This window comes from uncultured Serinicoccus sp., from assembly GCF_947487915.1.
Lineage (GTDB): Bacteria > Actinomycetota > Actinomycetes > Actinomycetales > Dermatophilaceae > Ornithinicoccus.
The window spans coordinates 1-13995 of record NZ_CANKYH010000015.1 but is presented as its reverse complement, the minus strand read 5'-3'; the positions used below and the strand labels follow the sequence as shown (position 1 = coordinate 13995).

16 protein-coding genes and 2 pseudogenes are annotated in these 13995 nt (G+C 69.0%); 10 read left to right on the top strand and 8 right to left on the bottom strand.

The window, feature by feature from the left end; all coding sequences use genetic code 11:
* Positions 1-45 precede the first annotated feature (45 nt).
* From Q0795_RS16295 to Q0795_RS16280, 4 genes are all read right to left on the bottom strand, one after another.
* Entirely contained in the window at positions 46-663 is a 618-nt protein-coding gene (locus Q0795_RS16295) for a vitamin K epoxide reductase family protein (protein WP_006593160.1), read from the bottom strand.
* Positions 644-1303, bottom strand: a complete 660-nt coding sequence (locus Q0795_RS16290) for a thioredoxin domain-containing protein (RefSeq protein ID WP_006593161.1) — start codon at positions 1301-1303, stop codon at positions 644-646. Before Q0795_RS16290 ends, Q0795_RS16295 begins: the two co-directional genes overlap by 20 nt.
* Positions 1304-1455: 152 nt before the next feature.
* Positions 1456-2010, bottom strand: coding sequence for a cadmium resistance transporter (locus Q0795_RS16285; RefSeq protein ID WP_075818543.1), 555 nt, complete (start codon positions 2008-2010; stop codon positions 1456-1458).
* Between the two features lie 91 nt (positions 2011-2101).
* Positions 2102-2581 (bottom strand): signal peptidase II, encoded by a 480-nt coding sequence (locus Q0795_RS16280; RefSeq protein WP_006593163.1) that lies wholly within the window; start codon positions 2579-2581, stop codon positions 2102-2104.
* Between the two features lie 503 nt (positions 2582-3084).
* On the opposite strand from Q0795_RS16280, the gene Q0795_RS16275 reads away from it, so the two are divergent.
* The 4 genes from Q0795_RS16275 to ccsB are packed head-to-tail and all read left to right on the top strand — an operon-like array spanning position 3085 to position 7109.
* Entirely contained in the window at positions 3085-3681 is a 597-nt protein-coding gene (locus Q0795_RS16275) for a TlpA disulfide reductase family protein (RefSeq protein WP_006593164.1), read from the top strand.
* On the top strand, positions 3678-4424 hold the full coding sequence (locus Q0795_RS16270; RefSeq protein ID WP_006593165.1) for a cytochrome c biogenesis protein CcdA: 747 nt from the start codon (positions 3678-3680) through the stop codon (positions 4422-4424). Before Q0795_RS16275 ends, Q0795_RS16270 begins: the two co-directional genes overlap by 4 nt.
* 1 nt (position 4425) lies before the next feature.
* The gene (locus Q0795_RS16265) at positions 4426-6075 is read left to right on the top strand and encodes a cytochrome c biogenesis protein ResB (RefSeq protein WP_006593166.1); all 1650 of its coding nucleotides are present in this window, start codon (positions 4426-4428) and stop codon (positions 6073-6075) included.
* On the top strand, positions 6072-7109 hold the full coding sequence (gene ccsB, locus Q0795_RS16260) for a c-type cytochrome biogenesis protein CcsB (protein WP_006593167.1): 1038 nt from the start codon (positions 6072-6074) through the stop codon (positions 7107-7109). The genes Q0795_RS16265 and ccsB overlap by 4 nt, the downstream gene beginning before the upstream one ends.
* A 208-nt stretch (positions 7110-7317) precedes the next feature.
* Here ccsB and Q0795_RS16255 read toward each other — a convergent pair whose 3' ends face one another.
* Positions 7318-7875 carry an isoprenylcysteine carboxylmethyltransferase family protein gene (locus Q0795_RS16255; protein WP_075957313.1) on the bottom strand — a complete coding sequence of 186 codons (558 nt, stop codon included), beginning with the start codon at positions 7873-7875 and terminating at the stop codon, positions 7318-7320.
* A 66-nt stretch (positions 7876-7941) separates the two neighbouring features.
* A complete protein-coding gene (locus tag Q0795_RS16250) occupies positions 7942-8559 on the bottom strand; it encodes a class I SAM-dependent methyltransferase (protein WP_187345494.1) in 618 nt (205 codons plus the stop codon).
* A gap of 136 nt (positions 8560-8695) precedes the next feature.
* Here Q0795_RS16250 and Q0795_RS16245 point away from each other — a divergent pair, with 136 nt between their 5' ends.
* Complete coding sequence (locus Q0795_RS16245; protein WP_237770022.1) at positions 8696-9262, top strand: FAD-dependent oxidoreductase; 567 nt, start codon at positions 8696-8698, stop codon at positions 9260-9262.
* A 45-nt stretch (positions 9263-9307) separates the two neighbouring features.
* Entirely contained in the window at positions 9308-9493 is a 186-nt protein-coding gene (locus Q0795_RS17265) for a hypothetical protein (RefSeq protein WP_366942474.1), read from the top strand.
* Here Q0795_RS17265 and Q0795_RS16235 read toward each other — a convergent pair.
* Positions 9468-9797 (bottom strand): annotated as a pseudogene (locus Q0795_RS16235) (integrase core domain-containing protein); the annotation flags it as partial. The gene Q0795_RS17265 and the pseudogene Q0795_RS16235 overlap by 26 nt on opposite strands.
* A 165-nt stretch (positions 9798-9962) precedes the next feature.
* Between Q0795_RS16235 and Q0795_RS16230 the strand changes: the two are divergent.
* The 4 genes from Q0795_RS16230 to Q0795_RS16215 are packed head-to-tail and all read left to right on the top strand — an operon-like array spanning position 9963 to position 13157.
* Positions 9963-11168, top strand: a complete 1206-nt coding sequence (locus tag Q0795_RS16230; protein WP_298891504.1) for a tyrosine-type recombinase/integrase — start codon at positions 9963-9965, stop codon at positions 11166-11168.
* A complete protein-coding gene (locus Q0795_RS16225; RefSeq protein WP_298891501.1) occupies positions 11165-12121 on the top strand; it encodes a tyrosine-type recombinase/integrase in 957 nt (318 codons plus the stop codon). The genes Q0795_RS16230 and Q0795_RS16225 overlap by 4 nt, the downstream gene beginning before the upstream one ends.
* Entirely contained in the window at positions 12118-12327 is a 210-nt protein-coding gene (locus Q0795_RS16220; RefSeq protein ID WP_298753035.1) for a hypothetical protein, read from the top strand. The genes Q0795_RS16225 and Q0795_RS16220 overlap by 4 nt, the downstream gene beginning before the upstream one ends.
* Positions 12279-13157 carry a tyrosine-type recombinase/integrase gene (locus Q0795_RS16215; RefSeq protein ID WP_202817424.1) on the top strand — a complete coding sequence of 293 codons (879 nt, stop codon included), beginning with the start codon at positions 12279-12281 and terminating at the stop codon, positions 13155-13157. The genes Q0795_RS16220 and Q0795_RS16215 overlap by 49 nt, the downstream gene beginning before the upstream one ends.
* A gap of 89 nt (positions 13158-13246) precedes the next feature.
* Here the strand turns inward: Q0795_RS16215 and Q0795_RS16210 are convergent.
* A pseudogene (locus tag Q0795_RS16210) lies at positions 13247-13921 on the bottom strand (DDE-type integrase/transposase/recombinase); the annotation flags it as partial.
* Positions 13922-13995 lie beyond the last annotated feature (74 nt).

Genomic DNA, 13995 nt, shown 5'->3' with positions numbered 1-13995 from the left:
TAGCCGGATGCCGGCCGTCCCGGCGCCTGAGCCGCGGCAAGCGTCCTAGGCGAGGGTGATCCAGTAGTCCCAGAACCGGACGGCGATCAGAGCCGCGACCACCAGGCACCATGTCGTGACGATCGTGACGGCGTAGTCTCCGACCCACCGTGGAAGCGCCCCGGCGCGGGACCACCGGGCCAGTACCGCGACGAACGCGGCCACGGTGACGACCCAGACCACCATGCAGTACGGGCACAGCGCACCGATGCGGTGGACGCTCTGGAAGATGAGCCAGTGCACGAACACCGTGCCCAGCGCCGTACCCGCGGTCAGGCCGATCCAGTACCAGGACGGCAGCCGGGCGCCGCTGATGATCGTGACGGCGACGGTGACCAGGGCGGCGAAGCCGGCCACGCCCAGGATCGGGTTGGGGAACCCGAACAGCTCCGCCTGGGGGGTGCTCATCACCGACCCGCAGCTCAGCAGCGGGCTGATGCTGCAGCTGGGCACGTAGCTCGGGTCGGCGACCAGCCGGATCTTCTCCACCAGCAGCACGAACGCCGCCGACAGACCGACCCAGCCGCACACGAGCAGGACCCACCCCACGGCCCTCCCGACCGGCGCGCCGGGCTCCTGGGAAGGAGCGGTGAGCGCGGCGGGCTCAGCGGTTGACGGCTGCATCGATCTGGGCGCGGAAGTCGCCCTCGGAGGTGGGCTGCAGCAGCTCACCGTCCAGGAAGAAGGTCGGGGTTCCCTGGACACCCAGTGCCATGCCGTCCTGCCGGTCCTGCTCCACGCGCTGCTGGGTGGCGGGGTCGGCGACGGCGGCGTCGTAGGCGGCCATGTCCAGCCCGAGGTCCTGGGCGAACTGCCGGAACAGCGGCGCCTTGGAGTCCTGCTGCTCGCCCCATTCGCTCTGCGTCTGGTACATCCGCGTGTACATGTCCTCGAACCGGCCCTGCTGGGCCGCCGCCTCGACCGCCACCGCCGCGTTCATCGCGTTGGCGTGGCTGGGGATCGGGAAGTACCGGACCACGAACGTCAGCTCCCCGGCGTACTCCTCGCGGATCTGCTCCACCAGCGGGTAGGCCGCCAGGCACGCCTCGCACTCGAAGTCCAGGAACTCCACCAGCACCGGCGCGCCCTCACCGGCGTCGGAGAGCACGTGGCTGTCCTCCCTCACGACCGGCACGGCCGAGCTCGTTCGCGCCGAGTCCGCGACACCGGTGCCGGACGGCGGGCGGGTCACGCCAACGGCGACGGCCACCACCGCAACGAAGACGGCGATCAGCAGGAGGGACAGGATCACGTTGCGCCGCACGGGCACTCCTTCATCAGGCGACACGGACGATCGGCCAGTCTGGCCGAGGATGCGGGAAGTCCCGACGCGGATCGTAGAGCCAGACCCTGAGAAGACTCTGGCCCGGTGCGACAATCGCCATTCGGACAGGGCAGGGACCGATGCGCCCCTACCTACAGGCCGAAGGCGCCACCTTCGACGAGGATCGCCACGCCGAGTCCGATCAGGACCAGAGGGAACAGGACGTGCTCCCAGCGTTCCAGGACCTCTGCGATGGGCCTACGGGTGGCGACGAACTTGGCGAGCAGGACAAGCACCATGACGAGGACGAGGAAGACGACGCAGTAGGCCACGACCGCGCCGGCGCCGACGGTGACGAAGACGGGGACGTAGACGCCGATGTTGTCACCGCCGTTGGCGAAGGTGACACCGGCGACCGTCAGGGCGCTGATCGTCTTGTCCGCGACCCGGTCGTCATCGTCTCCGTCGCCGCGCCAGACCTTCCATGCGGTCAGCAGGCCGAGCAGCAACGGGATGAGCCCGAAGTAGGCGATCGCCGACTCGGGCAGGAAGGTCACCGCGCCCAGGGAGACCAGTACCGAGGCGACGAGTATGCCGCCGAAGCCCAGGTACTGACCCACGACGATCTTCCTGGTCGTGCCGCGCAAGCCGGCGCCCCGGGCGAAGAAGAGTGACAGCACGATGATGTCGTCGATGTTGGTGGCCATGAACAGCCCGAAGGCCTGCAGGACTGAGGTGAGCACAGGGTGATGCCTTCGGTCGTGTGTGGTGGGTCAGGCGGGCGACGTGGCCACGCGGTCAGCCACTGGTGTCGGTCCCGGCCGGCTGCCGTGGTGAGCGCAGCTCGAGCAGCGCCAGCAAGACGACCCCGGTGACGATCGCGGTGTCAGCCAGGTTGAACGTGGGCCACCACCCGCTGTGCAGATAGTCGGTCACCACACCGTCAAGGGAGCGATCGATCCAGTTGCCGCACCCACCACCAAGAATCGCCGTCACTGCGGCGAGCCGCCAACAGTCCCACGTCGGAGCGGCCCGCCAGGCCACGACGGCGATCGCGACGATGACCAGGCCGGTGAGCGCGACGACCAGTGCGGCCGGCGCGTCAGCGCCGAGGGAGAACGCCACCCCCGGGTTGTGACTCAGCACGAGGTCGACCGGACCCAGGGCCAGCCCCGCCTCCAGCGCGCTCTCAGCCCACGCCTTGACCAACAGGTCCGTCACCGCCACCGCCGCGGCACCGGCCACCAGGACGGCGCGACGCGGTGCCAGTTTCGTCACGGACGCTGCTGTCCATCCCACACGACGCCCACCAGGGGTCGTTGACACCCGCTGGCGGGGATCGGCCGGGGCAGAACCGGACACGCCTGCTGCTCGAGGGCCACGCGCCGCAAGGCGGTTGGAGCGCCTCTGGTTGCCCCCAGCTCCTGGCGGGTCAGGCTGGGACCCACCGGGCGGGGTTAGAATCGACATGCGGCGATGGTAGCGAGTGACGCTGCTGTCAGCAAAGGGTAGAGTCGCACGGGCGGCCGTGTGGCCGGCTCGTCACCACCGTGGCGACCCTCAACCATCGCGTTCGGCAGGCAGAGTGGTAGCGGATGGAAGGTAAGCGGCATGGGCACCATAGGGCGACCCCGGGTGGAGCGAGGCGGTGGACGAGCAGGACGCCCCGACCCCCTCGAGCCGGCCAGCGGTCGACGGCCTCGCCGACAGACGATCTCGGTCGTGCGCTCGCGAGGCATGCTCGCAAACGGGGCACACGGCGACTTCGACGGGCTGCTCCGGTGACCCGCGGGCACCTCCTGGCCCTGCTCGCGGCCGTAGCAGTGGTCCTGGCCGGCTGCGGTGGCGAGGGCTCGACGATCAACGACCAGATGCGTCAGGGCGACCAGAAGGGATACGTCGCCGGTGACGGCACCATCCAGGTGCTGGCGCCGGAGGAGCGCGAGACCGTCATCACCCTGGAGGGGACGACCCTGGAAGACGAGGCGTGGTCCTCGCAGGACCACCTGGGCGAGGTCGTGGTGGTCAACGTGTGGGGGTCGTGGTGCGGGCCGTGCGTGGAGGAGGCGCCGGACCTGGAGGAGGTGGCCACCGAGTTCGCCGAGGCGGGTGAGCCGGTGCAGTTCATCGGGGTCAACAGCCGTGACTCGGTACCCAGCGCCCTGGCCTTCCAGCAGAAGTACGACGTGTCCTACCCCTCGCTCCAGGACGACGGCGGGCGCACCCGCGCCCAGCTGCAGGGGCTGGCCGTCGCGACGCCGACCACGATGGTCCTCGACGGACAGGGGCGCCTCGCCGCCCGGGTCAGCGGACCCGTGGAGGCGTCGACGCTGCGCGGCCTGGTCGAGGACGTGCTGAAGAGTGAGTCCGCCCGGTGAGCGAGGTCGTTCTCAGCGGGCCGCTGCTGCTGGCCGCCGCGATCGCCGCGCTGGCAGGTCTCGTCTCGTTCGCCTCGCCGTGCGTGCTACCGCTGGTCCCCGGCTATGTCGGTTACCTCTCGGGAATGGCGTCGCCCATGTCGGGCGCTCACGCGCCGGGGCGGTGGCGCCCGACGGTCGGGGCGCTGCTGTTCGTTATGGGTTTCTCGGCCGTCTTCATGGCGATGAGCGTGGTCATCTCCTCCCTGGGCATGGCCCTGGCGCAGCACCAGGGGCTGCTGCTGCGCCTGTCCGGCGCGGTCGTCCTCGGCCTCGGCCTGGTCATGCTGCTGCAGCCGACAGCATCAGTTTCGGTGCGATGGCGACCGGCCGCCGGGATCGCCGGGGCTCCGCTGCTCGGGGTCGCCTTTGGCCTGGGATTCAGCGCCTGCACCGGACCGGCGCTCGCCGCGATCCAGACGCTCGGCACCTCGATCCTCCCGGGGGACGACCAGGTGGGCCGCGCCCTGGTGCTGGGCACCGCATACAGCCTGGGACTGGGGGTGCCGTTCGTGCTCGCCGCCGCCGGGCTGGGCTGGGCCAGCCGCGCCTCGCGCTGGCTGCGCGACCACTACCTGCTCGTGCAGCGCGTCGGCGGCGGGCTGCTCGTCCTCCTCGGCCTGCTCATGATCGCCGGCATCTGGGCCGAGGCCATGGCGTGGGTCCAGACCCGACTGACCAGCAACTTCACCACGGTGATCTGACATGGCCAGCACGCGAACACCGGAACGGATCGAGCCGTCCTATCCCAAGGACCGCACCACCTTGGGCGGCCCCCGGCTCGGCGCACTGGGCTGGGCACGTTGGGCCTGGCGGCAGCTGACCAGCATGCGCACCGCCATCTACCTGCTTCTGCTGCTGGCGGCCGCGTCCTTCCCCGGCTCAATCTTCCCGCAACGTTCCGTGGACCCGGTGCAGGTGCGCACCTTCTTCGAGAACAACCCCGACCTGGCGCCCTGGCTGGACCGGTTGTTCCTCTTCGATGTGTTCTCCTCCCCGTGGTTCGCCTCGATCTATCTGCTGCTGGTGATCAGCCTGGTCGGTTGCATCATCCCGCGGATGCGCCAACACTGGCGTTCGATCCGAGCCCAGCCGCCGCCGGCACCCCGGCGCCTGGCCAGGCTGCACGCCCGCGCCGACGGAACCCTCACCGCCGAGGCACCCGAGGTACTGGCCGCAGCCCGGCAGTCGCTGAAGGCGAAGGGCTACCGGCTGCGCGAGGCCGAAGACGGCGATCTCTGGGTCACTGGCGAGAAGGGGTACCTGAAGGAGACCGGAAACCTGCTCTTCCATCTGGCTCTGCTGGGTGTGATCGTCGCCTTCGCCGCCGGTAACCTGTTCGGCTGGCGCGGGGAGATCATCATCCAGGAGGGGCAGTCGTGGACGGCCACTGCCGGCACCTTCGACACGCTCAACTTCAGCCCGCTGGCCGGTGAGGGGGACATTCCCACGTTCACCGTGGAGCTCAACAAACTCGACGTAGCCTTCGAGAGTCAGGCCGAAGGCGCCCAGTTCGGCCAACCCCGCAGGTTCGACGGGTTGGCCACCGTCGAGGTCCCCGGCCGGGAACCCGAGCAGCAGGAGTTCGCAGTCAACCACCCGATCTCCGTGGCCGGAGACTCCATCTTCCTGCTCGGCAACGGCTACGCCCCCATCGTGACCATCCGCGACCCCGACGGAGAAGTCCTCTACTCCGACGCGGTCACCTTCCTCCCACAGGACAACAACTACGCCAGCGAGGGCGCCATCAAGGTCACCGCGCGAGACCCCGGCCTCGGTCTGGTCGGCGGCTTCCTACCGACCCTGCGCATTGATCCCGAGCTGGGGATGACGTCCTCCTTCCCCGGCCTGGTCGACCCCGTGCTGGCACTGACGGCATTCGAGGGAAACCTGTTCCCCGACGGGCGCCCGCAGTCGGTCTTCAATATCGACACCGACCAGATGACCCAGCTCACCGACGAGGAGGGCAACCCCGTCGCGATGCTGATCCGCCCGGGCGAGTACTTCGAGCTACCCGACGGCACCACCGTGGAGTTCGACGGCATAATCCGCTGGGCCGGGCTACTGGTGCGGCACGACCCGGGCCGGATACCAGCCCTGGGCTTCGCGATCGCCACCACCGTCGGCCTGGCCCTGATGCTCGGTATCAAGCGACGCCGGATCTACGTACGGATCAACCCTGAACACCCCATCAATGGTCCGATGCAGACACTAGTGAGCATCGGTGGCCAGTCCAAGGGCAGCGACCCCGGACTCCAGGCCGTCGTCGACGACGTCCTGCTCCGGATCACCGGGACCACGGGTGGCCGGACCAATACTCCTAAAACCCACCATCGAGACAAGGACACGGTATGACCGACCCACAGCTGGCCCTGTCCAGCGACATCGCCATCTGGGCCAGCCTGGCCGTGCTCGCGCTGGCCCTCATCTCCTTCTCGGCACACCTGGCCGTCACCGGAACCGCCAGGGAACGCCACGATAAAATCAAGGCCCGCGAGAAGGTCCGCGTGGGTGTTGGCGCCGACGGTGAGCAGCCAGCAGACACAGTCGTTGACGACTGTGCCACTGGACTGACGGACTCGACCACGCCGACCACCGCCGCAGTCGAGCCACCAACAGTCAGTCATCCCGCCGAGGTCACCCGCCGCTGGGGCATCATCGGGGTCCAACTCACCTGGCTGGCGACCTTCGGAGTCGTCGGCGGCACGATCTTGCGTGGCCTGTCGGTACAACGCTGGCCGCTGGGCAACATGTACGAGTTCGCGATCGTCGCCGCATCCTTCGCCCTCATCGTCTACTCCACGTGGAGCCTGAAACGCGACCGGCTGTGGCTCGGTCCCTTCGTCGTGCTGCCAGTCATGGCCGTCCTTGGCGCTGGCAAGATCTGGTACACCGAGGCCTCCCAACTCATGCCCGCCCTGGACAACACGATGTGGCTGTCCATCCACGTCACCCTCGCCACGCTGTCCGTGGCGCTGTTCATCATCGGGGCCGCCCTCGGCGTCGCCTTCCTGCTCCGCGACTCAGCCGAGAAGAGAAACCGCATCCGGGGTTGGCTGGCCGGCCTGCCCCAGGCAGACAAACTGGAGACGATGACCTACGGGATCCACATCTTCGCCTTCCCGCTCTGGACGTTCACCCTCATCACCGGCGCGATCTGGGCCGAGGTGGCCTGGGGCCGCTACTGGGGCTGGGACCCTAAGGAAATCTGGACCTTCATCATCTGGGTCGTCTACGCCGCCTACCTGCACTCCCGCGCCACCAGCGGCTGGACCAAACGACACGCCACCTACGTGGCACTCCTCGGCATGCTCTGCATCATCCTGAACTACACCGTCGTCAACCTGCTCATCACCGGCCTGCACAGCTACTCGGGGGTGAGCACGTGACGCCTTCCGCTACACCGTGAATGCGGCTGATGAACGCCAGCAACCCCAAGAACGTCGACTCCGACCACTACCAGCAAGATCATGGCCGTCAAGTGACCGACGCCCGTGGCCAAGACGGACCCGACCTGAAACGCCATCCCGCAATCGCTGGCCTCCAGCGACGTCATGTCCCTGGGGCACCAGGGCCTAAAGCGTGGCTACCTGGAACTCAAGAAGTCGGACGCAGGCGTCCAATCCCGGGGACGAACCGCCCCACGCGGGCGGCATAGTCGGCATAGGCCCGCCCGTGCGTGGCCAGCAGGTGCGGCTCCTCGACGGCGCGGACCTGCATCTGGATGCCCGCATAGACCAGGACCAGGCCCGCCAAGGCAACAAGGCTCGGGGAGGCCAACGCGAGCCCGGTGAAGGTGATAAGAGCGGTGGTGAAGATCGGGTTGCGGACGAACGCGAAAGGCCCGGAGGTGACCAGCTCGGTGCGTTCTGTCGGGTCGACACCGATGCGCCAGGCGGTGCCCATGGCCAGCTGCGCAGCGTAGGTGCAGAAGATGCCTGACGCGGCCACCACGGCCGCTGCAGTGCGCAGGGCCGGCGAGCTCAGCGGTGACACCACCGGGTCGAGCCCGAGTAGGTCTGCGACCGGTGCGGCGACGCCGACCAGGAGAGAACCCGCACCGCTGATGCGATTGGCCCACCACTGCCGGGTGCCGCGCGCGGCGGCCGCGAAGCGGAATCCGCTGTCACCGGTGCGCCGCCGCTGGACGGCCATGCGACCCACCCCCGGCGAGCAAGGCCCACACGACGAACAGCGCCAGACCGAGGATCGTATGGCCGCTCACAGCGGACCTGGGCTCGCGGCCGCCGGCTTGACGGCGACGCCGAGGACGAAGTCACCGAAGAACCGCGTCACAGCAGGGACCGGCAGCGACAGACCCAGCTCCCCCAGCGCCTCGACGAACTCCTCGGCGCTGAACCGGTCGACCTTCGGGTGCTCGAGGAACGTGCGGTAGGACCAGCGCTGCAACGCGTGGCGGGTGACCTCTTCAAACACAAGCTGCCCGCCCGGGCGCAGCACCCGCACCGCCTCGGCCACCGCCTCGCGCCAGACCGGGACGTGGTGGACCACCGCGAAGTCCACGACGGCATCCACCGCCGCGTCGGCGACCGGCAGCGCGCGTGCGTCACCGACGCGCACATCGACCCGCGACCCGAACCGCGCCAAGCGCCGCCGGGCACGCTGGACCATCACCGGGTCCAGATCCACCGCTGTGACGTGCGCGGCGCCCCACCGCTGCAGCAGCAGCTCGGCACCGGCGCCGCGCCCACAACCGATCTCGACCACGCGCAGGCCGGCGATCCGGGCGCCCAGACGCTCCAACAGCGGCAGTTCGTACGAACGCTGCAGCCACGCCCGGGGTGGGCTGTCGACGAGCATCGTCTCGATCCGGTTCATCAGCACAGCTGCCCTCCCTGGGCCTCGGTCTTGCCTCGTTGCCGTTCATCCCGCATGGACGCTAGCATCGACCAATACCGATCATCGCTGCAAGTCCAAATCTACGTAGCCGGCCGACCTGACCTCGACCACCGCCATGGAGCAACAGGACCTGCCCACCACCTCCATGGTCGTGCTCGGTGGTGGGTACGTCGGCTTGGAGCAGGCCCAGCTCTGGGCACACCTGGGCGTCGACGTCACCCTCGTGGGCCGAGTGGCCCCCTACGCCGAACCCGAGGTCGCTGACGTGCTCCGCACCGCCTTCCAGGAGGAGGGCATCACGGTGCTCGAGGAATGCGGGCGGGAAGTAGCGCCTCACGCCGGAGGGGTCATCGTCACCACCGACAGCGGCGTTCAAGTCCATGGCCAGCGGTTGTTGATCGCCACCGGCCGCCGCGCCAGCACCAGCGGTCTGGGGCTGGAGGCCGCCGGGATCGGCACCGACGCACGCGGATTCATCCTCGTGGATGAGAACCTGCGCACGACCAACCACCGCGTGCACGCGGCCGGGGATGTCTCCGGTGCGCCGCAGTACGTTTACGTCGCCGCGAAGACTGGCCGAGTTGCCGCGGCCGGTGCGCTGGGTGAGCCCTCCACGGTGGACTACCGCGCGGCCTGCCGGGGGTCACCTTCACCACTCCGCAGATGGCCAGCGCCGGACTGACCGAAGCCCGCGCCCTCGAGCTCGGCCACGACTGCGACTTGCCGAATCCTGGGTGCACAGGACATTCCGCGCGCACTGGTCAGCGAGGACACTCGGGGGGTCCTCAAACTCGTCATCGACGCCCAGACCCGCAAGGTCCTGGGTGTGCACGCCGCACCTTACGGCGCCGGAGAGCTCATGAACCGCCCCAGGTTCTCTGCCGGTCCTATACGGGGTGCGGCTCTCGGTTGAGAGCAGCGTAGTGGGCTTGCTCGTACTCCGTGGGTGGGACGTTGCCCAGCGAGCTGTGGAGCCGGCGGGTGTTGTACCAGTCGACCCAGCCGGCGGTGGCGTACTCGACGTCGGCGATGCTCTTGTAGGGCCCGTCGTGGAAGACCGTGGTGCGGATGCACTCGGCCTTGTAGAGGCCGTTGACCGTCTCCATCAGCGCGTTGTCGTACGCGTCGCCGACGGATCCGATGGAGGGCCGGATCTCCTCCAGCGCGAGGTGCTCGGTCAGCCTCAGACTCGTATATTGCGACCCCGCGTCTGAGTTCAGCGGAATTCCGCTGAACTCAGATTATGCCGAGCAGTGCGTTAAGCCGAGGCCTGTGCGTCTGGCCTGCGTGTGAGGGGGTGGCCGGCTGGTTCCTCGGCTTAACGGCCGGGGGTCCGTGGCTAGCGTCCGCTGTGTTCGTGCAACCAGCGGAAGGAGACGGTCATGGGTGCGACGGTGGAGGAGCTCGGCGCGGTGGTCCTGGACGGGCTGCGCACGGCTGGCTACCAGGAGTCGACGGTCGGCCAGTACGAGAAGACGATCAGGGCACTGACCGGGTTCGTCGCGGCGCGCGGCGGCGTGTACACCCCTGCGCTGGGGGCCGCGTTCGCGAGGCTGACGGTCAGTCCCCGGACCGGGCGGTTCAGCGCTCAGCGCCGGTTGGACTACAACCGACTGGTCGCCCTGCTCGACACCTACGTCCTGACCGGACGGTTCGACCTGGCGACGCGGAAGCGCGGTGGTGGGGGGCCTCGACCAGCCTCGGAGCAGTTCGTGGCACTCGATGCCTCGTGGGAGCAGGACATGGCCGATCGGGGATTGGCCCCGGCCACGCGCGCGGCGTACGGGCGCATCGCCCGCGCCTACCTGGTGTTCCTGGAGGACCAGGGGGTCACCGGCCTGGACGGTGCCGACGGGGCCAGCGTGCTGGCGTTCCTGGAGTCGCTGACCGAGCGGTGGGCGAGGTCATCCTTGTTCTGGGTGGTGTCGAACTTCCGCCCGTTCCTGAAGTTCACCGGGCGCACCGACCTGGTGGACGCGGTAGGCCTGGCCGGCGTGAGGCGCTCCCACCGGATCCTTGCCGTCCTCGACGACGCCGACACCCAGCACGTCGTGCAGGCGTGCACCGGCCCGGCGGTGTCCGCCCGGGACGGCGCGCTGACGTTGCTGGCGCTGACTACAGGGTTGCGTGCCTGCGACATCGTCGCCCTGCGGCTGAGCGACATCGACTGGCGCGGCGCGACGGTGGGGATCGTGCAGCAGAAGACGAAGAACCCCCTGACCGTGCCGTTAGCAGCTCTGGTGCTGGCCAGGCTGGCGGACTACGTCCTTGACGAACGACCCGCCTCGGGCGACGATCACGTGTTCCTGCGGTCGGTGGCCCCGTACACCGGGCTGGCCGATCATGCCTCGATCTACCGGGTGATCGCACAGACGTTCCGCACGGCTGGCCTCGCCCAGGTCAAGGCCGGGACCTCGTTCCTGCGGCACAACGCCGCCTCCAAGCTGCTAGCCGCCAGCGTCCCCCTGCCTACGATCTCGGCGGTGCTGGGCCATGCCAGCCAGGAGTCGACGAGCACCTACCTGAGCCTGGATGCCGACCGCCTGCTCGAGTGCGTGCTGCCCGTGCCCGTCGGTGGACGATCATGAGCACCGGTCACGGCTTCACCAGCGTCTTCGCCGCACAGCTGGATGAGTATCTGGCGTTCAAGGAGGCCATGGGCTTCCACGGCGCCTCCCGGGTCTGGTACCTGCGGAAGTTCGACGCCTGGTGCGCCGAGCGCGGCCTCGACACGTTCGACCAGGTCACCGTCGAGGGCTGGGTGACCGACCGGCTGTCCCGCTGCGGGGCCTACCCATCCTGGATGTCCTACATCCGCGACTTCGGCCGCTGGCTGCAGGCTCACGGCCACACCGACGCCTACGTGCTCTCCGAACGGTGGAAGGCACCCTTCGTGCCGGCCCACCCCTACCTGCTCAGCACGGCCGAGATCGACGCGTTCTTCACCGCCGCGGCCCACCTTCGCGCCGCCTCCCCGTGGGCGTGGCAGGCGGTCGCGTTCTTCACGCTTATGCACTGCTGCGGGATCAGGACCGGGGAGGCCCGTGCCCTGGCCACCCAGGACGTCGACCTGACCCACGCTCGCGTCGACATCGTCTCGGCCAAGGGTGAGCGCAGCCGCCGGCTCCCGGTCACCGAGGACGTCGTGAAGGTGCTGCGGGCCTGCGACCACCTCTCCCGTCGTCGCTTCCCGGCACGGCCCACGTTCTTCATCTCCGCGGTCGGAACCCAGGTCAGCCCTGCCGCGGTCGGGGTGATCTTCAACCGGATCTGGGACCAGGCCGCCCTGGTCCGGCGTCCCGGCGGGAAGGCTCCCCGCCCGTACGACTTCAGGCACCACTTCGCCTACGCCAACATCGAGCGGTGGGCGGCCCAGGGCAAGGACGTGGCCGCGCTGCTGCCCTACCTGGCCGCCTACATGGGACACGCGACCTTCGAGTCCACCTACTACTACGTCCACACCTCCCCGGACTTCATGACCGCCTACGCCGACACGGTCTCCTCGGCCGCCTCGGTGCTGCCGGAGGTGGGGTTCGAATGAGACGCGACCCGGACACCGACGCCCCGAACTTCTGGGTCTTCGCCAGGGACTACCTGCACGCCTACATGCCCAGGGCCCGGCGGCTCTCACCCAGGACGGTCCAGGCCTACCGGATCAGCCTGGAGTGCCTCATCGGCTACCTGAGCGAGTCGAAGGCGTGGACCGTGAGGACGTCAGCTTCGACCACCTCGAACGGGCCCACCTGAAGGCGTGGCTGGCCTGGATGAGCGAGCAGAAGGGCTACGCGCCGAACACGACCGCGCTGCGGCTCAGCGCGGTCAAGGCGTTCCTGGCCTACAGCGCGGCCGAGGACATCACCCTGGTCGCGCTCCACCAGGGCGCCCAAGCCCTGCGAGCCCCGGCCAGCCCCAGGAGGCCGGTCGAGTACCTCACCGGTGATCAGACCAGGGCCGTGCTGGGCGCGTTCACCGGCAAGACCGTCAAGTCGCGCCGGAACCGGATGCTGCTGATCCTGCTCTACGAGACCGCCGCCCGCGTCAGCGAGATCACCGACCTGACCCTGGCCGACCTGAGCTTGGACAAGCCGGCCCACGTCAGGCTGACCGGCAAGCGGAACAAGACCCGCACCGTGCCGTTGGCCGACGTCACGACAGCGCACCTGGGCGTCTACCTGGCCGAGTTCCACCCCGACCAAGACCGACTCCCGGCCAGCAGGCCGGTGTTCTACAGCAACCACCGTGGGCAGCCGACCGCCCTGTCGGTCGACACCGTCGCCACCGTGCTGAAGACAGCCGCGAGCACCGCACGAGCCACCAGCCCCACCGTCCCGGCGAGCATCCACTGCCACATGCTGCGCAAGACCAAGGCGATGGACCTCTACCAACAAGGCATCCCGCTGCCGATCATCATGCGCCTGCTCGGCCACGAGAGCGCCTCGACGACATCGGCGTTCTACGCGTTCGCGACCCTGGACATGATGCGCCAGGCCGTCGACGCCGCCACCCCCGCGATCAGCACCCCACCCACACAGCCACTCACCCAGGAAAAGCTCCAAGCCCTCTACGACCTGCGGTAGCCCAGGTCGTTAAGCCGAGGAACCAGCCGGCCACCCCCTCACACGCAGGCCAGACGCACAGGCCTCGGCTTAACCCAGTCCTCGGCATAATCTGAGTGATGGATCAGCTCACCGGCGGGGGTGGGGTGGCCCTCGCGGTCGCGCTGCCACAGCGCCATCCGCAGCGGGATCATCACCAGGTCGGTGTGCTTGGTCGTCGCGGCGTGCCAGGCCACGATCCGCTGGGCGTAGACGTCGAGGATGAACGCGACGTAGGTGAACCCGGCCCACGTCCGCACGTACGTGAAGTCGGTGACCCAGACCCGGTTCGGCGCGCAGGCGGTGAAGTCGCGGTCGAGCAGGTCAGCGGCGCGGATGCCGTCCTTGGCCGGGATCGTGGTCCGGGTGCCCTTGTCGCGGCGCACCCCGACCAGGTCCAGCGTGCTCATCGCCCGGTCCACCGACCCCGCGCTGGCCTCGGGCAGGTCGGTGCGGCGCAGGTAGGCGGTCATCTTCCGCCGCCCGTAGAGGCCCTCCGGGGTCAGCTTGCGTCGCCCGTGCCGGTCGGTGGTCCAGGCGACCTGCCGCACGGCGGCGACGACGTGAGCGTCGGAGAGCGTCCGTGCCGCGACCACGCGGCCGGGCTGCCTCCAGCTGCGGTAGGTCCGCGCGGCGACCTGGCAGCCCTGCTCGCGCAGCACCCGACAGATCGACTCGACCGCGTGGCCCTGAGCCTTCATGGTGTCGATGAACCCCATGATCAGCGGTTGCGGGGGTCGAGTTCCCCGATGCTCCTATGTCAAGGCCGGCGTCTCAGGCGGCCTGCTGGATGTGGGTGGAGGCTGGGATCTGGTCGGCG